The organism is Prauserella oleivorans, assembly GCF_042685745.1.
GTDB classification, from domain to species: domain Bacteria; phylum Actinomycetota; class Actinomycetes; order Mycobacteriales; family Pseudonocardiaceae; genus Prauserella_A; species Prauserella_A oleivorans.
In genome coordinates this window covers 1332134-1347174 of record NZ_JBHUNT010000001.1, presented here as the reverse complement: position 1 = coordinate 1347174, position 15041 = coordinate 1332134, and the positions used below count along the sequence as shown (strand labels likewise).

Here is a 15041-nt window from a genome sequence, read left to right as displayed (position 1 = left end):
CCGCATCAGGGTGTGGCCAGGGTGGATCTGTGAGCAGAGCAGACAGCGATCGGCTTCCCCACGCCGGGGAGAACCACCGCCATGAGAATGTCAGCGGAAAACTCAACTGGCTGCGGGCGGCGGTGCTCGGCGCGAACGACGGCATCGTGTCGGTGGCCGGTCTCGTGGTCGGCGTCGCGGGCGCCACCACCGACCGCGGGGCGATCCTCATCGCGGGGGTCGCCTCGGTGGTCGCGGGCGGATTGTCGATGGCGGGTGGCGAGTACGTCTCCGTCAGCACGCAGCGCGATACCGAGCGCGCGATGATCCGGCTGGAGAAGTACGAGCTGCGCACCATGCCCGAGGAGGAGGAACGCGAGCTCGCCGGGATCTACGAGGAAAAGGGGCTCTCCCCCGAGCTCGCCACGCGGGTCGCCAAGGAACTCACCGCGAAGGACGCGCTGGGCGCACACGCCGATGTCGAGCTGCACGTCGACCCGGAGAATCTCACCAACCCGTGGCAAGCCGCGTTCGCGTCGATGGGCGCGTTCTTCCTCGGCGCGCTCCTGCCGCTGTTCGCGATCATCCTCCCGCCCCCGTCCATCCGGGTCGCCACGTGCGCCGCGGGGGTGCTCGCCGGTCTCGCGCTGACCGGCTGGGCGAGCGCGACGCTCGGCAACGCGCCACGCGGCAGGGCCGTCGTGCGCAACGTCTCCGTCGGAGCCCTGACGATGCTCGTGACCTACGGCGTCGGGACCCTGTTCGGGGTGACGACCGGCTAGTGCACGCCGCTCATCAGCTTGCGGATGTAGGGCGACACCACCGCGATCAGCACACCGACCGCCACGGCCACACCACCGACGATGGCGAAGTACGGCGTCTCGTTGTGCACGTCGTAGTACTTCGCCAGTGATCCCGACAGCGCCGAGCCGAGCGCCACCGACAGGAAGTTCAGCGCCACCATCTGGCTGCGGAAGGCCTCGGGCGCGAGCTTCGTCGACAGCGAGAGCCCCACGGGCGAGAGCAGGAGCTCGCCGACGGTGAACGTGAGCAGGATGCCGATCAGCACCAGCAGCGGCGTCGAGTTGCCGGTACCGCCCGCCATCGGCAGGAACATCCAGAACGCGAGCCCGATGATGACCGTGCCGAGCGCGAACTTGATCGGCGTGGACGGCTGTTTGGGGCCCAGCTTCGTCCACACGGCCGCGAACAGCGGTGCCAGCACGATGATGAACACCGGGTTCACCGAGGTCACCCACGACACCGGCGTCTCCCAGCCGAAGATGCTGCGGTCGAGTCGCTCGTCGGAGTAGATGGTGACCACCGTGAACTGCTGCTGGTACAGCGCGAAGAACGCCGCGCTGGCGATGAACATCGGGATGAACGACAGCACCCGCTTGCGCTCGACGGCGGTGATCTTGCGGCTGGCGAGGATCACGGCGAAGTAGACCACCGACGCGACCGCGGTGATCCACACCGTGACGTCGGAGAGGTTCGCCGCGGTGACCACGCCGGTCAGCACGAGCAGCAGCACCACGACGGCCGCCGCGGCCACCACGGCCACGACCTTGCCGCGCTGTGCCGCCGGAAGCGGGTTCGGGACGACCTTCGCCCGCCCGCCGAGGTTCGCGCGGCCCCGGACGTACTGGACCAGACCGAGCGCCATGCCGAGGGCCGCGAGCCCGAAGCCGAGGTGGAAGCCTGCCTCCCGCTGGGCGAGCCCGGTGAGGATCGGCCCGGCGAACGCGCCCAGGTTGATCCCCATGTAGAAGAGCGTGAACCCGGCGTCGCGCCGCTGGTCCTGCTCGTCGTAGAGGGTCCCGACCACGGCCGTGGCGTTGCCCTTGAGCCCGCCACTGCCGAACGCCACCAGCGCGAGCCCGACGCCGACGCCGACGAAGCCGGGCAGCACGGCGAGGCTGATGTGGCCGAGCATGATGGTGACGGCGCTGTAGAACAGCGTTCGCTCAGAACCGAACAGCCGGTCGGCGATCCACGCGCCGGCGACCGTGGCGAGGTAGACCAGGCCGCTGTACCCGCCGACGATGCTCACGGCGGTGTCCTTCGGCATCCCGAGCCCGCCGTCGGCCACGGCGTAGTACAGGTAGAGCGGGAGAATCCCCAGCATCCCGTAGTAGGAGAAGCGCTCCCACATCTCGACGCCGAAGAGGTTCGCGAGCCCTCGTGGGTGCCCGAAGAACCGGGTGTCCCTGCTGACCTCGGTGGAGGAAGAGGTGTGCACTGCTGTCCGTCCTTGATCGCTTGACCAGCGGTAACCGGCCGACAATCCACGTTACTACGCAGTAATCGACACTCACGGACGGGTCGACGGTGGCGTGCGCCACGGCGCCGTTCGGCGCGCGGAGCGGCACATCCGCCGCACGAGCCGACACAGCACGCGCTCCCATCGCGCTTTCAGCAGGCCCACATGGCACGATGAGGCCCGTGAGCAGCCCCAAGCATGAACTCAACGACGGTGATCGAGCGGGTTGGGTGCCCTACATCCCGCTGTCGGAGGAGCGCGGACCGGACTCGGACGACCAGTCGATCGGCACGCTCGTCAAGGATGCGACGCAGCACCTGTCGACACTGTTCCGGGCCGAGATCGAGCTGGCCAAGTCGGAAGCGGTCGGCGAGGCCAAGAAGGCCGCCAAGGGCAGCGTCTTCTTCACCATCGCCGGGGTGATCGCGCTCTACAGCTCGTTCTTCTTCTTTTTCTTCCTCGGTGAACTCCTGTCGGAGTGGCTGCAGCGCTGGGCTGCGTTCGGCATCGTGTTCCTGCTGATGCTGGTGGCCGCGGCCGTCTTCGGGCTGCTCGGCTACCGCAAGTGGAAGCGGGTCCGGGCACCGCAGCGCTCGATCGACAGCCTGCGGGAGACGGCGGCCGCGCTCAAGCCGCGTCCCAAGCCGGCCGAGCCCGGTCCGCCGGTTGTGGCGCAGCCGGGCACGCCTGCCCAGCGCTGACCGTCACCGACGCAGTCGCCGTGCAGACGCCCGATCCGTCAAGTGTCCGTTTCGGCGGTCCCTGGACACATCGCGACGTCTCCGCCAACGGCATCCGGCTGCACGTCGCCGAGGCGGGCTCCGGGCCGCCGGTGCTGTTCCTGCACGGGTTCGCCGAGTTCTGGTGGGCGTGGCACCACCAGCTGCGCGGGCTCGCCGACGCCGGCTTCCGCGTGGTGGCCGCCGACCTGCGCGGCTACGGCGACTCCGACAAGCCGCCACGCGGGTACGACGCCTGGACGCTGGCCGGTGACGTGGCGGGGCTGGTGCGCGCGCTCGGCGAGCGGCGGGCACATCTGGTCGGGCATGCCTGGGGCGGCCTGCTCGCGTGGACAGCCGCGACGCTGCACCCGCGTGTCGTGAGCTCGGTGTGCGTGCTCGGCGGTGCTCACCCGCTGGCACTGCGCTCGGCGATCGGCCGCTCGGCGCTGCTGGGCAGGCGCGGCAGCCAGGCCCGCGCGATGGGCCACCTCCTGCGGTTCCAGGTGCCGATGGCGCCGGAACGCTGGCTGGTGAAGGACGACGCCGCCGCCGTGGAGCGGCTCCTGCACGGCTGGTCCGGCGAGGCGTGGCGCGGCGATGGCGCGTTCGCCGACACGGCACGGAGGTTGCGGCACGCGATGCTCGTGCCCGGGGTCGCGCACAGTGCGCTGGAGTATTACCGGTGGGCGTTCCGCGCGCAGTTCCGTGGCGAGGGCAGGCGGTTCACCGAGGCGGTCAACGGCCGGGTCGGCATGCCGGTGCTGCAACTCCACGGCGCCGACGACCCGTGCATCCTGCCCGCCACCGCCCGCAACTCGGCGCCGTGGCTCGGGCCGCGCTCCCGCTTCGAGATCCTGCCGGGCGTCGGCCACTACCCGCATCTCGAGGCGCCGGACAAGACCACCAAGGCGCTCGAGTCGTTCCTGCGCGAACACTCATGACGTGCACTGGCCGGTGCTGACCTCGGCACCGAAGCCCGGCGCGGCCTCGTACTCGTCGCGCACCTCGTCGGCTGTCAGCACGAAGCCGGTCTCCGGGTCCTCGACGGACGCACCGAACACGACACCCACCACGTTGCCCTCCGGGTCGACCATGGGACCGCCCGAGTTGCCGCTGCGCACCTCGCCGCGCACGGTGAACACGTCGCGCTGCACGGTGCTGGCGTCGTAGATGTCCGGACCGCGCAGGTTGATCCGCTGCCGGACCCGCAGCGGCGAGGCCGTGTAGGGCCCGTCCAGCGGGTAGCCGAGCGCGATGGCGTCATCGCCCTCCTGCGCGGAGCGTTCCCGCAGATCCAGCGGCGTGGCCGACAACCCGGGCACCGCGAGGATGGCGAGGTCGGTCCGCGGGTCGTAGTAGACGACGCGAGCGTCCTCGCGCCCCTCCGGCGTCTCCACGGCGACCTCCTCGGTGCCCGCCACCACGTGGGCGTTGGTCATCACGCGCTCCGGCGCGACCACGAACCCGCTACCCTCGAGCGACCGGGAACACGACGGCGCCATGCCGCGGATCTTGAGCACGCTCGAGTGCAGGTCCTGCACGACGGTGCTGTTCTGCAGTGACGTGTCGGGCGGCCCGATCTCGCGCACCGGCGCCTGCTGGAACGGGTCCACAATGGACGGGAACCCGGAGGCGTCGAGCAGCTGGCGCAGGTCGCCGGGCAGCCCCTGCGCGGCGTCCGGCATGACCTCGTTGACGCCGCCGAGGACCGTCGAGTCGTTGATGGCTCTGGCCAGGCCCGGCAGCGCGGCGACGCTGGTGAGCGGCAACGCGATGAGCCACGCCACCACGAACACCACCGCGCCCTGCACGATCGCGCCGAACGTGCTGTCCACGCCGGACAGTTTGGGCGAACGGATCCTGCTTCTGAGCTTGCTGCCCGCCCACACGCCGAGTGTCTCGCCGAGCGCGACGAGGAACACCACCGTGCCGACCGCGAAGGCCACCCGGGCGGCGGGGTGCTCGAAGAAGTCGACCACGAGCGGCGCGACCTGGATGCCGACGACCGCGCCGGCGATCACGCCGAGGAACGCGGGAAGGGCGATCAAAACCCCCTGGCGAGCGCCGGAGACCGCCGCCGCCAGGGCCAGCAGAACCACCAACACGTCGACCCAGTTCAACGTCTCTCCCTACCCGCGGGGCCTCAGTCGGCGCGCCGGGCGCGCTCTTCGTGCCGCGCCCACGCTACGTCAAGGTCCCTGACGTCGCTGCGGTCCCACTCCCGTTCCCAGCCTCCGAGAGACAGCAGCGCCGACAACACCCCCGCGGTGAAGCCCCACACGAACATGCCGCCGACAGAGAACGCGGGGCCCTTCCAGCCGCCGCCGGGCCTGCGGACCTGGAACCGGTTGGCCGGGTCGGTGAGCTCGGCGATGGGCACCCGCGCGACAGCCGCCGTCTCGCCGGGGTCGACGGCGTGCACGGGCGACGGTTCGTGCCAGTGCGCCAGCACCGGGGTCACGGCGAACCGGGACACCTCGAGGTACAGCTCGGGGAAGACGGCCACCGGACGCACCCCGGAGGGGTCCACACCGGTCTCCTCCTCGGCCTCCCGCAGCGCGGTGCCGACGGGGCCGTCGTCCCCGGGTTCGGCGCCGCCGCCGGGAAAGGCCACCTGGCCCGCGTGCGAGCCGAGCGTGTCGGCGCGGCGGAGCAGTAGCACGTCGGGCCCGTGCCGGTCTTCCCCGAACAGCACCAGCACGGAGGCGGGCCGCACGGGGCGGCCCTTCGGCACGGTGAGGCGCGTAAACGTCCGCGCGGAGACCTCACCGCTGGCCTCGACGAGGCCCCGAAGCCACTCGGGGACCTCACCGGGGTCGACCAGCGGTCCGTTCATCGCCCGGCCTCCACGGCGTCGCGAATCTGCTCGACCGAGGTGAACAGCCGCGGGTCGCGGATCATGCGCACGGACCCGTCGGGCGAGACGAGGTAGGACGCGGGCAGCGCGCGCGGCACCGACAGCGCCTCGCGGACGGGACCGCTCGCGCCCTCGCCGTCGAAGACCCCGGGAAGGTCGACCCCGAGTTCGGCGAGCAGCGCCAGCCCATCGGCCTCCTTGCTCTCCACCTGCACGGTGAGCACGCGCGCGGCACCGGGTTCGGCGGCGTAGGCGTCGAGCAGCGGCAGCTCCTCACGACACGGTTCGCACCACGTCGCCCACACGTTCACCAGCGTCGGCCGGTCACCGGCGAGGGCGCTGCCGAGGTCCACGGTGGACCCGTCGGCGAGGCACCCGGCCTCGACGCCGGCGAGCTGTTCGACCCGGCTGCCGGCACCGGACGGGCACGGCTGCAGAGCCGCCGCCGCCCTCGCCGGGCCGAGGTCCTCACCGGGCGGCTCGGCGCCGTCGGTCCGGGGCAGCACGGCCACCAGCACGGCGAGCGCCAGCACGCCCACCGCGAGCGCCCACTTCGTCGCCGTCGTCAACTGCCCGACACCAGAGAGAGAAGGTGTTCCCGCTCCTTGCCCTTCACCAGCTTGGCCGCCACGTCGAATTCGGTGGGGCCCGCGCCGTACGAGGGGCACTCGGCCGCCAACGGGCACGCACCGCACGCGGGCTTGCGGGCGTGGCAGATCCGCCTGCCGTGCCAGATCACACGCTGGGAGAGCATCGTCCAGTCCTTGCGCGGGAACAGCGCGCCGACCTCGTGCTCGACCTTGACCGGGTCCTCCTCTCTCGTCCATCCCCAGCGCCGGACCAGCCTGCCGAAGTGCGTGTCCACCGTGATGCCGGGCAGGCCGAACGCCTCGCCGAGCACGACGTTGGCGGTCTTGCGGCCGACGCCGGGCAGCCGCACGAGCTCGTCCAGCTTGGCGGGCACCTCGCCGTCGTGCCGTTCGACGAGCGCGGCACCGAGTCCCACGAGCGAGGTCGCCTTGTTCCGGTAGAAACCGGTCGGCCGGATCATCTCCTCGAGCTCGGTGCGGTCGGCGCCCGCGTAGTCGGCGGCGGTGCGGTACTTGGCGAACAGCGCGGGCGTTGTCTGGTTGACCCGCTCGTCGGTGCACTGGGCCGACAGGATGACGGCGACCAGCAGCTCCAGCGGGTTGGTGAAATCCAGCTCACAGTGCGCGTTTGGGTACGCCTCGTCCAGGTAACGCTTCATACGTCGAGCGCGTCTTACCAAGGACAGCCGGCTTTCCTCGGCGAACGAGCGCCGCTTACGGGGGGCACGACCGACGGCTGACGACACATCGCTAGCCTACGTGCGCCGTCGGATCAGGCGGCCGGGCGCTTCGCTAAGGTCGGGCCGGCAGCCACGAGCGAGGATCGGGAGAGTCATGACCGTCTGGTTCGTCATCGCCGTACCGCTGGTGGTCATGCTCTTCGCCCTCGGCATGGAGCGCGTCGAGAACCGCCTGCGTCACGTCTCCGTCCGCGGTGAGGACGTCGAGGAGTTCCTGGAGCAGGCCCACCCCGACGAGGTCAGGGCTCTGTACGGCCACGGGATCGGCCGTGCGCTGGAGCTTTTCCGCCTCCGCCGGTTCGGTGGAAAGGCAGCCAAGGTAAAGGCCCGGCGAACCCGGGGTTAGGCTGTTCGGTCGGACGAGATCCCTCCCGTACCGTTTTGACAGACAGTGTGGTGTCACCCACGTGGGGTAACGCCGTCCAGGTGCCTCACTCGGGGGCGCCCGGAGCGGCATTACGGCGAGCCGGGAAGCGATCTCAGGGGCACGCCCTACACTGCACGTAGTGATCGGCGACACGCTCCTCCGACCAGAGGATCGCGGTCGCTTCTCAAAGGAGGCACGAGGTGGACGAGACCCTGGCCCGCGCGGGCATTTTCCAGGGTGTGGAACCGGCTGCGGCCGAGGCGCTCGCGCAGACCTTGGAGACCGTGGAGTTCCCCCGCGGCCACGTGATCTTCAACGAGGGCGAGCCGGGCGACAAGCTGTACATCATCAAGTCGGGCAAGGTCAAGATCGGCCGCAAGTCGGCCGACGGCCGGGAGAACCTCTTCCAGATCATGGGCCCGTCCGACATGTTCGGTGAGCTGTCGATCTTCGACCCCGGCCCCCGCACCTCGACCGCGACGACCGTGACCGAGGTCAGCGCCGTGACGATGGACCGGCCGGCCCTGCGGCAGTGGATCTCGACGCGACCGGAGATCGCCGAGCAGCTGCTCCGCGTGGTCGCGCGCAGGCTGCGCCGCACGAACAACATGGTGGCCGAGCTGATCTTCACCGACGTTCCGGGCCGCGTGGCGCGTGCGCTGCTGCAGCTCGCGCAGCGGTTCGGGAGCCAGGAGGCCGGCCTGCTGCGGGTGACCCACGACCTGACGCAGGAAGAGATCGCTCAGTACGTCGGCGCGTCTCGCGAGACCGTCAACAAGGCGCTCGCGGACTTCGCCCACCGGGGCTGGCTGCGACTCGAGGGCAAGAGCGTGCTCATCCTCGACCCGGAGCGGCTCGCCCGGCGCGCTCGCTGAGCCGGTTCGCAACGCACACAACCGAATACAAAGAGACACAGACAAGACAAGGGGCCGGGCGCCACCCCCGACGTGGCGCACCGGCCCCTTGCCGTTGCGCGGACCATCCCCCGACAGTCCGCGCTCCCCGCCCTCCGGTTAAGGCCCCGACCCGAATCCCGGAGGGAGACTTGGTTGCTCACTTCAACGATCCCACGACCCCTACCCGAAAACTCAAGGCCGTTCACCCTCAAAGACGCCTCAGTCTCGCGATAGATGCCCGATCTCGGCGTTCTGTTACCCAACTGAGATCCGAGTACCCAGTCGAGGCCGGATCTGCACCACCTTCGAGCAACTATTCACCCGAAAAAATCAACTGGTACTAGCGTACCAACTTCGTCATACTGGTACGCGTGTCTCACTCCGAGTCCCACGGCCGCACCACGCTGGCCGACTATCGCGTCGCACTGAGTACCCCGCAGGCCCGCAGGCCACTGGTGGCGTCCCTGCTCGCCAGGCTGCCGATCGCGATGATCGGCATCTCGGCGTTGCTCTACGTGCAACACGAGACCGGTTCCTTCGCCGACGCCGGTCTGGTGTCGGCTAGCGCGCTGGTCGGCGTGGCGGTGGGCTCGGTCGTCCAGGGCCGCATCATCGACCGGTTGGGACCGACCCGGCCACTCCTCGTGGTCAGCGGGTTGTTCGTGGTGGCGATGGTCGCCCTCGTGCTCGCCATCGAGGCCCATGCTCCCGTCGGCATGCTGGTGGCGTTCGCGGCCGCGATCGGCGTGTTCGAGCCGATGACGGGCTCGGCGTCGCGAGCCCTCTGGGGCCGCCTGGTGCCGCCGGGGCCCGCGCTCGACGCGGCGTTCTCGTACGAGGCCATCAGCATGGAGGTCTTCTTCATCCTCGGCCCGGGACTCGCGGGCGTGCTGATCGCCGCACCGTGGCCCGGCACCGGCCTGGTCTTGGGGGCCGCCTGCATGGTGACGGGCGCCGTGCTGTTCGCACTGAGTCCGGCCGTGCGCGCCTGGGGACCGAACCCGCGAGCCGACGGCCGGCTGCTCGGCGCACTGGCCAGCCCCGGTATGCGCACGCTGGCCATCGCCGCGCTGGGCTTCGGCATGGTGATCGGTTTCGTGGAGGTGGCGGTGCCGGCCGCCGCCGAGCGCGCGGGAAACATCACGCTCGGTGGCGTACTGCTGTCGCTGTGGTCGGTGAGCTCGGTCGGCTTCGGCGTCGCCTACAGCCTGCGGCCGTGGCCACGCACGATGCCGGTCCGGGTGCCGGTGCTGCTGGCCCTGTTCGGCGCGCTGGTCGCACTGCTGGCGGTGCCGTCGTCGATCTGGGGGCTCGCGCTGGCGATGCTGGCCGCGGGCGCTCTCATCACGCCGCAGTCGACGACGCACTCGACGGCCATCGAGGTGGTGGCGCCCAAGGACTCGGCGGCCGAGGCGTTCGGCTGGGTGCTGACGGCGATCACGCTCGGTCTGGCGTTCGGCCAGTCGGTGAGCGGCTACCTCGTCGAGCACAGCGGCCCGCCCGCGGCGTTCCTCTCGGCCGCCGCCGGTGCGCTCGTGCTGGCGGGCGTGGTGTGGCTGCTACGCGGGACGATCCGCCCGCCTGCCGGAGTCGGTACCGCCGAACCGACCCGAATTCCGACATAACGGTCAACTCCCCGGCTTCTGCGGCGAAGGTTTTCAAGCGCTGTGTCAAGCGCCCGATCGGGGGTAGTCGGCGGGCTCGACCCAGTTTCGACGCGGAAGTTGCACTATGACTATTCCCAGCCCCCAGGAAATGGCTTCGTGGCACGGCAAGACCGTGTACGACGCCGCAGGCCAGAAGATCGGCAAGGTCGGCCAGCTCTGGGCCGACGACGATGACGGCTCCCCCACCTGGGTCACCGTCCAGACCGGCCTGTTCGGCACCAGCGAGAGCTTCATACCCGTCCAGGGCATGCGCTCGACCGGTGACGACCTGCAAACCAGCTACGACAAGGAGACGGTCAAGGACGCACCGAACCTCGACCCGTCACGCGGGCACATCGACGAATCCGAGCAGTCCCGCCTGTACAGCCACTACGGCCTCGCCGACATCCCCGGCCAGCCGGCAGGCGAGCACGATCAGCGGCAGACCAAGCCGGAGGAACAGAGCGGCGTCGCCGGCACCACCGTCGGAGACAGCTCCACCGCCGGCGCCGCGGCCGGGGAGACGACCCCGGGCCCGATGTCCGGACAGTCGGGCAGAGGCACCACGGCAGGGCGCGAGGCCACCGGGCACGACGTGTCCGGGCCCACCACCGACGACGCGATGACGGTCTCCGAGGAACGGCTGCGGGTCGGCAAGCAGCGGCAGGAAGCCGGACGCGCCCGGCTGCGCAAGTACGTCTACACCGAGACGCAGTCCGTGGACGTGCCGGTGACCCGCGAGGAGGTCCGCGTCGAACGCGAACCGATCACGGACGCCAACCGCGACGCCGCGATGAGCGGACCGGCCATCTCCGAGGAGGAACACGAGGTCACCCTCCACGAGGAGCGCCCGGTCGTGGAGACCGAGGCCGTGCCGGTGGAACGCGTGCGCCTGGCGAAGGAAGAGGTCACCGACACCGAGACGGTCTCCGGTGACGTCCGCAAGGAACGGGTCGACACGGGCGAGGTCGAGGGCAGGTACCGCGACTGACCGACTCCGTCCGGACGACAACGGCCCGCCCTGCGGAGGGGCGGGCCGTGTTCGTTGCGGAGGCCGCTCAGACCGCGTTCTCCGAACGCAGGTACTCCAGCTGCGCGGCCACGCTGGACTCGGCTGCTCCCCACAGCGAGCGCTCGACGTCGGCGTAGACGAGCTCCACGATCTGCCGTGGGCTGGCGTCCGCGCCGAGCGTGCGCAGCGCGTGCCGGATCTCGTCCAGGCGTTGTTCCCGGTGCTTGAGGTACTCCCGCACCGTCGCGGCGAGGTCATCGCGCTCCGGCCCGTGCCCGGGCAGGCCGAGGACACCGGCGGGCAGCTCGGCCAGCAGCCGCAGCGAGCGCAGGTAGTCGCCGAGTTCGGACACCACGGTGGTCCCGCGGCCCAGCACGGTGTCGCCGGTGAGCACGTGCGCGCGGCCACCGTGGTCGAAGCGCAGGCTCACCGAGTCGGCGGTGTGGCCCGGTGTGTGCAGCACCTGGATCTCCAGCCCGGCGGCCGACACGACGTCGTCGTGGGCGATCGGGTCCGCCCCCTGGCACAGGCCGGGGTCGAACGCCCGCACCGGCGCACCCACCTGGCGGGCCAGCCACGGCGCGCCGTCGGCGTGGTCCGGGTGGTGATGGGTCAGCAGGATCAGCTCGACCGGAGCCGTGCCGGCGACCCGCTCGAGGTGCTCGACGTCCTCGTAACCCGGGTCGACGACGACGCAACCGTCGGCACCGGGCTCCCGCAGCACCCACGTGTTGGTGCCTTCGAGCGTCATCTTCGAGGGGTTGTTCTCCAGCAGCACCGAGGCCGCGGGCGTCACCTCCCGCAGCGTGCCGTACGCGGGATGGGTCATGGCAGCTCCACTCGTACCGACTCGCCGTCGACGTGCAGCTTCGGCGTCACCTTCGGGACCTGCTTCTCGACGGCGAGCACCTCGGCCACCGACGTGTACGCGGTCAGTTCGTCGAGCATGTACCAGGTCGGCGGCATGAGCGTGCTCCGCCCGGCCTTGGCATCGGCGATGGCGTCGGCGGGCCGCTGCCAGCCCGACGACTCGGCCTCCGTGGTCTTGCCGTCGGCCTGCTGACCCTCGGGCAGCGCGGCGATGAAGAACCGGGCGTCGTAGCGGCGCGGTTCCTGTTCGGGGGTGACCCAGTTCGCCCACGGGCGCAGCAGGTCGGACCGCAGCGTCAGCCCGGCGCCGGCGAGGAAGTCCGCGAGCGACAGTTCCCGGGAGACCAGCGCGTCCCGGGCGTCGGCATAGCCGGAGGTGTCGGTGACGGTCTCCGAGTCGGATCCGGCCAGCAGCACCCCGGACTCCTCGAACGTCTCGCGGACGGCCGCGCACACCAGAGCCCTGGCCAGCGACTCGGAGCAGCCGAACCACTCCGCCCACCGCGCGGGCGGCGGGCCCGCCCAGCTGACGGACGCGTCTGCGTCCCGCTTGTCGACGCCGCCACCGGGGAAGACGGTCATGCCCGCGGCGAACTGCATCGCCGTCACCCGGCGCTGCAGGAACACCTCGATGCCGCCGGGGACGTCACGCAGCAGCAGGACGGTCGCGGCATCTCTCGGTACCGGAGGCTCGGCGGGTGGCTCCGTCGGCAGGGACAGCAGGGAACTCTTCGGCACGTGGAAACTTGTGGACACGTACCGGAACATACCGTCAGGTACCGGAGTAACCCTCCGACCAACGATGCTCGACGCCGTTGGCCCTGGTCCGCGCGGCCTCGGCACGCTCGCGTTCGGCCAGCTCGGCGTGCAGCTCGCGGAGCAGCTGCCGGTCGCGCTCGGACAGGTTCGGGTCGTCGAGGTCCAGCTCGGGCAGGTCGACACTCTCCTCCGAGCGGAGGTTGACCGACGCGATCGCCCTGCCCTTGTCCGGGTCCTCCGCGATGGCCGCCCGCAGCTGCGCGACTTCCTCGCGGGACATCTCGGTGGTCTCGGCGGAGCGGTTCTCGAGCTCGGCCTCGGCGGTCTCCGGCTCGGCGGCGGTTTCCACCGGCTCGGCGGCCGCTGCGTCCGGGTCGTCGGACTCCCCGGCCTCGACGACGTCGCCGGCCTCGCCGGCCTCGTCGGCCTCGTCGGACGAACGCCGCGACACCTTGACGGCGGGGTCGTCGAAGTCCGGTCCGGCCTGCGACGGCGTGCGGGCTTCCTCGACCGCGGCGTGCGCGCCCGTCGCGGCATGCTGTCCCCGGGCGGGCACCGACGACCAGGAGGACGAGGTCCGGACGGACTCGGGGCCGCCCAGCCAGACCAGGGTGGCCGCGGCGAGGGCGGCCTCGTGATAGTCGGTGCGCTCGGCGCCGGGTCCGGTCACCTCGACGACGGCGCGGACGCCTGCCTTGCGCAGTGCGTCCTCGACGCGGAACGCGACGGCGGGCGGGTGCGCCTCGGGTCCGATGTCCACCAGCACCACACGCTGCGGCAGCGGCCCGGGCACGCTGCCCGCGGGCGTGTTGCGCCACACGGCGTGTACCGAGCGCAGGTCCGGCAGCACCAGCAGGGTGCGTTCGAGCGCCTCGGCGACGCCGCGTTCCGGCTCGTCGTCGCGGCTGAACCGGTGCGCGTAGCCGGGCACGTCCTCGCCGACCGTGAGCTGGTCGGCGAGCGTCGCGTCCGACCGGCTGAGCTCCAGCACCAGGGCGAGCTCCCGCTGTTCGGCGGGGCGGACCATGATGCGCCCGGCGATCAGCGCGCCGACGGCGAGTTCGGCCGCGTCGTCGAGATGGGAGCGAGCGACCAGCTCCCGCGCCTCCGACAACGCGCTGTCGTCCAGCCGTCCGGCCAGCCCGAGCAGCACGTTGTGCAACCGCAGCGGAACCGCGAAGCCGTCCTTCGGCGGGTCGTCGTGGACATCCACCATCGCCGATCTCCCTCCAGCCCGCCGGCCGAGCGAGCGTTACGCGGGTACGAGTCTGTGGTGACCGGCGTCCACGGAGCCGACGCACACGAACCGCGAGTTCGCGATCGCCTCCCGGTGGTAGGCGGGCAGGTCGAACCGCCCGGGCAGCACCTCCACGCACGGCGTCTCCTCGCCCAGCACACGGAGGACACGCTGCAACTCCCCAGTCAGGCGTGGCAGCCCGGAGACAGCGGTGACCAGCAGTACCCGCTTGGCCTCGTCATCCCCAGCCCCGCGGGTGTGCCGCCAGCTCTCCCGAACCTCACCCACATCCGGGCGCCCCCGCAACGTTGCGTCGACGACCACGGACACCGAATCGACAGTGTTCACCCAATCGGGTGCACCCGAGGTGAATGTGTACCGGTTATCGGACTGCGCGTCTACCCCGAGCGTGGAACTGACCTGGTGCCAGTCGGCACCGTGCGGGATCAGCGCGGCGACCAGAAGGCGATACTCCGCCTGGTCGAGATCAATTCTGTGCTTTAGCAAAGACTTCGGCAGGGTCCGCGCGAGCGTGCCCATCGCACCCTCACCCAGCCAGTCCCGGAACCGCCAGAGCAGCCGGTCGGGCATCCGCCCCGCCAGCCGCAGCAACAATTCGTGACACGCGTGCTCGATGTCGGGATCCATCACGCCACCTCCACGATCAACTCGACCTCGACCGGGGCCCCCAGCGGCAGTTCCGCGACCCCGACGGCGGAGCGGGCGTGCGCACCCGCGTCCCCGAAGACCTCACCGAGCAGTTCGGACGCACCGTTGATCACCGCGGGCTGACCAGTGAACCCCTCGGCCGACGCGACGAACCCGGTCACCTTCACGACGCGGACGACCGAGTCGATCCCGGCGAGGTCATGCACGGCGGCGAGCGCGTTGAGCGTCGCGGTACGGGCGTACTGCTTGGCCTCCTCCGGGCTCACCTCGCCGCCGACCTTGCCGGTCGCGGCGAGCGAGCCCTCCACGAAGGGCAGCTGACCCGACGTGTAGACGTACGAACCGGTCCGCACGGCCGGGACGTAGGCGGCGACCGGTGCGGCCACGCCGGGCAACTCGATGCCGAGCTCGGCGAGCCTCGCGCTCCAGCCCAT

Annotated in this window: 17 protein-coding genes; 7 read left to right on the top strand and 10 right to left on the bottom strand. The window is 70.9% G+C overall.

Annotated elements, in window-relative coordinates:
• The first annotated feature begins 29 nt into the window (after positions 1-29).
• A complete protein-coding gene (locus ACFSZT_RS06715; RefSeq protein ID WP_377389357.1) occupies positions 30-761 on the top strand; it encodes a VIT1/CCC1 transporter family protein in 732 nt (243 codons plus the stop codon).
• Here ACFSZT_RS06715 and ACFSZT_RS06710 read toward each other — a convergent pair.
• The gene (locus ACFSZT_RS06710) at positions 758-2221 is read right to left on the bottom strand and encodes a peptide MFS transporter (RefSeq protein ID WP_377389360.1); all 1464 of its coding nucleotides are present in this window, start codon (positions 2219-2221) and stop codon (positions 758-760) included. The two genes, ACFSZT_RS06715 and ACFSZT_RS06710, sit on opposite strands and share 4 nt — an antisense overlap.
• A gap of 194 nt (positions 2222-2415) precedes the next feature.
• Between ACFSZT_RS06710 and ACFSZT_RS06705 the strand changes: the two genes are divergently transcribed.
• Together ACFSZT_RS06705 and ACFSZT_RS06700 are read left to right on the top strand one after the other, a co-directional pair.
• Positions 2416-2943 (top strand): phage holin family protein, encoded by a 528-nt coding sequence (locus ACFSZT_RS06705; RefSeq protein ID WP_377389362.1) that lies wholly within the window; start codon positions 2416-2418, stop codon positions 2941-2943.
• A gap of 20 nt (positions 2944-2963) precedes the next feature.
• Entirely contained in the window at positions 2964-3905 is a 942-nt protein-coding gene (locus ACFSZT_RS06700; protein ID WP_377389365.1) for an alpha/beta fold hydrolase, read from the top strand.
• Here ACFSZT_RS06700 and ACFSZT_RS06695 read toward each other — a convergent pair.
• From ACFSZT_RS06695 to nth, 4 genes are read right to left on the bottom strand one after another with little or no spacing between them, the layout of a single operon-like run.
• Positions 3900-5084, bottom strand: coding sequence for a MarP family serine protease (locus tag ACFSZT_RS06695; RefSeq protein ID WP_377389367.1), 1185 nt, complete (start codon positions 5082-5084; stop codon positions 3900-3902). The genes ACFSZT_RS06700 and ACFSZT_RS06695 overlap by 6 nt on opposite strands.
• A 23-nt stretch (positions 5085-5107) precedes the next feature.
• Positions 5108-5800: an NUDIX hydrolase gene (locus tag ACFSZT_RS06690; protein WP_377389370.1), complete on the bottom strand. Its 693-nt coding sequence runs from the start codon at positions 5798-5800 to the stop codon at positions 5108-5110.
• Positions 5797-6390, bottom strand: a complete 594-nt coding sequence (locus ACFSZT_RS06685) for a TlpA family protein disulfide reductase (protein ID WP_377389372.1) — start codon at positions 6388-6390, stop codon at positions 5797-5799. Before ACFSZT_RS06685 ends, ACFSZT_RS06690 begins: the two co-directional genes overlap by 4 nt.
• The gene (gene nth / locus ACFSZT_RS06680; protein ID WP_377389374.1) at positions 6387-7157 is read right to left on the bottom strand and encodes an endonuclease III; all 771 of its coding nucleotides are present in this window, start codon (positions 7155-7157) and stop codon (positions 6387-6389) included. Before nth ends, ACFSZT_RS06685 begins: the two co-directional genes overlap by 4 nt.
• An 88-nt stretch (positions 7158-7245) precedes the next feature.
• Between nth and ACFSZT_RS06675 the strand changes: the two genes are divergently transcribed.
• The 4 genes from ACFSZT_RS06675 to ACFSZT_RS06660 all read left to right on the top strand — a co-directional run bounded on the left by ACFSZT_RS06675 (position 7246) and on the right by ACFSZT_RS06660 (position 11051).
• Complete coding sequence (locus ACFSZT_RS06675; RefSeq protein ID WP_377389377.1) at positions 7246-7497, top strand: hypothetical protein; 252 nt, start codon at positions 7246-7248, stop codon at positions 7495-7497.
• A gap of 221 nt (positions 7498-7718) precedes the next feature.
• On the top strand, positions 7719-8393 hold the full coding sequence (locus tag ACFSZT_RS06670) for a Crp/Fnr family transcriptional regulator (protein WP_005441764.1): 675 nt from the start codon (positions 7719-7721) through the stop codon (positions 8391-8393).
• Between the two features lie 392 nt (positions 8394-8785).
• Positions 8786-10039 carry an MFS transporter gene (locus tag ACFSZT_RS06665; RefSeq protein ID WP_377389380.1) on the top strand — a complete coding sequence of 418 codons (1254 nt, stop codon included), beginning with the start codon at positions 8786-8788 and terminating at the stop codon, positions 10037-10039.
• A 130-nt stretch (positions 10040-10169) separates the two neighbouring features.
• Positions 10170-11051, top strand: coding sequence for a PRC and DUF2382 domain-containing protein (locus ACFSZT_RS06660; RefSeq protein ID WP_377389382.1), 882 nt, complete (start codon positions 10170-10172; stop codon positions 11049-11051).
• Positions 11052-11118: 67 nt separating this feature from the next.
• On the opposite strand, the gene ACFSZT_RS06655 is transcribed toward ACFSZT_RS06660, so the two are convergent.
• Genes ACFSZT_RS06655 through ACFSZT_RS06635 form a run of 5 tightly spaced genes read right to left on the bottom strand, consistent with a single transcriptional unit; the run spans position 11119 to position 15041 of the window.
• Positions 11119-11901 carry an MBL fold metallo-hydrolase gene (locus ACFSZT_RS06655; RefSeq protein ID WP_377389385.1) on the bottom strand — a complete coding sequence of 261 codons (783 nt, stop codon included), beginning with the start codon at positions 11899-11901 and terminating at the stop codon, positions 11119-11121.
• A complete protein-coding gene (locus ACFSZT_RS06650) occupies positions 11898-12710 on the bottom strand; it encodes an NUDIX hydrolase (RefSeq protein WP_377389388.1) in 813 nt (270 codons plus the stop codon). Before ACFSZT_RS06650 ends, ACFSZT_RS06655 begins: the two co-directional genes overlap by 4 nt.
• A 4-nt stretch (positions 12711-12714) precedes the next feature.
• Positions 12715-13917, bottom strand: coding sequence for a hypothetical protein (locus ACFSZT_RS06645; RefSeq protein WP_377389391.1), 1203 nt, complete (start codon positions 13915-13917; stop codon positions 12715-12717).
• A 36-nt stretch (positions 13918-13953) separates the two neighbouring features.
• A complete protein-coding gene (locus tag ACFSZT_RS06640) occupies positions 13954-14586 on the bottom strand; it encodes a hypothetical protein (protein WP_377389394.1) in 633 nt (210 codons plus the stop codon).
• Positions 14586-15041, bottom strand: coding sequence for a RidA family protein (locus tag ACFSZT_RS06635; protein WP_377389396.1), 456 nt, complete (start codon positions 15039-15041; stop codon positions 14586-14588). The genes ACFSZT_RS06640 and ACFSZT_RS06635 overlap by 1 nt, the downstream gene beginning before the upstream one ends.

Bases quoted from the DNA above. Each gene is read 5' to 3' on its own strand.
- ACFSZT_RS06705 (WP_377389362.1), top strand. From the start codon at position 2,416: ATGAGGCCCGTGAGCAGCCCCAAGCATGAACTCAACGACGGTGATCGA.
- ACFSZT_RS06690 (WP_377389370.1), bottom strand. From the start codon at position 5,800: ATGAACGGACCGCTGGTCGACCCCGGTGAGGTCCCCGAGTGGCTTCGG.
- ACFSZT_RS06675 (WP_377389377.1), top strand. From the start codon at position 7,246: ATGACCGTCTGGTTCGTCATCGCCGTACCGCTGGTGGTCATGCTCTTC.
- ACFSZT_RS06660 (WP_377389382.1), top strand. From the start codon at position 10,170: ATGGCTTCGTGGCACGGCAAGACCGTGTACGACGCCGCAGGCCAGAAG.
- ACFSZT_RS06655 (WP_377389385.1), bottom strand. From the start codon at position 11,901: ATGACCCATCCCGCGTACGGCACGCTGCGGGAGGTGACGCCCGCGGCC.
- ACFSZT_RS06650 (WP_377389388.1), bottom strand. From the start codon at position 12,710: ATGTTCCGGTACGTGTCCACAAGTTTCCACGTGCCGAAGAGTTCCCTG.
- ACFSZT_RS06645 (WP_377389391.1), bottom strand. From the start codon at position 13,917: ATGGTGGATGTCCACGACGACCCGCCGAAGGACGGCTTCGCGGTTCCG.
- ACFSZT_RS06640 (WP_377389394.1), bottom strand. From the start codon at position 14,586: ATGGATCCCGACATCGAGCACGCGTGTCACGAATTGTTGCTGCGGCTG.
- ACFSZT_RS06635 (WP_377389396.1), bottom strand. From the start codon at position 15,041: ATGGGCTGGAGCGCGAGGCTCGCCGAGCTCGGCATCGAGTTGCCCGGC.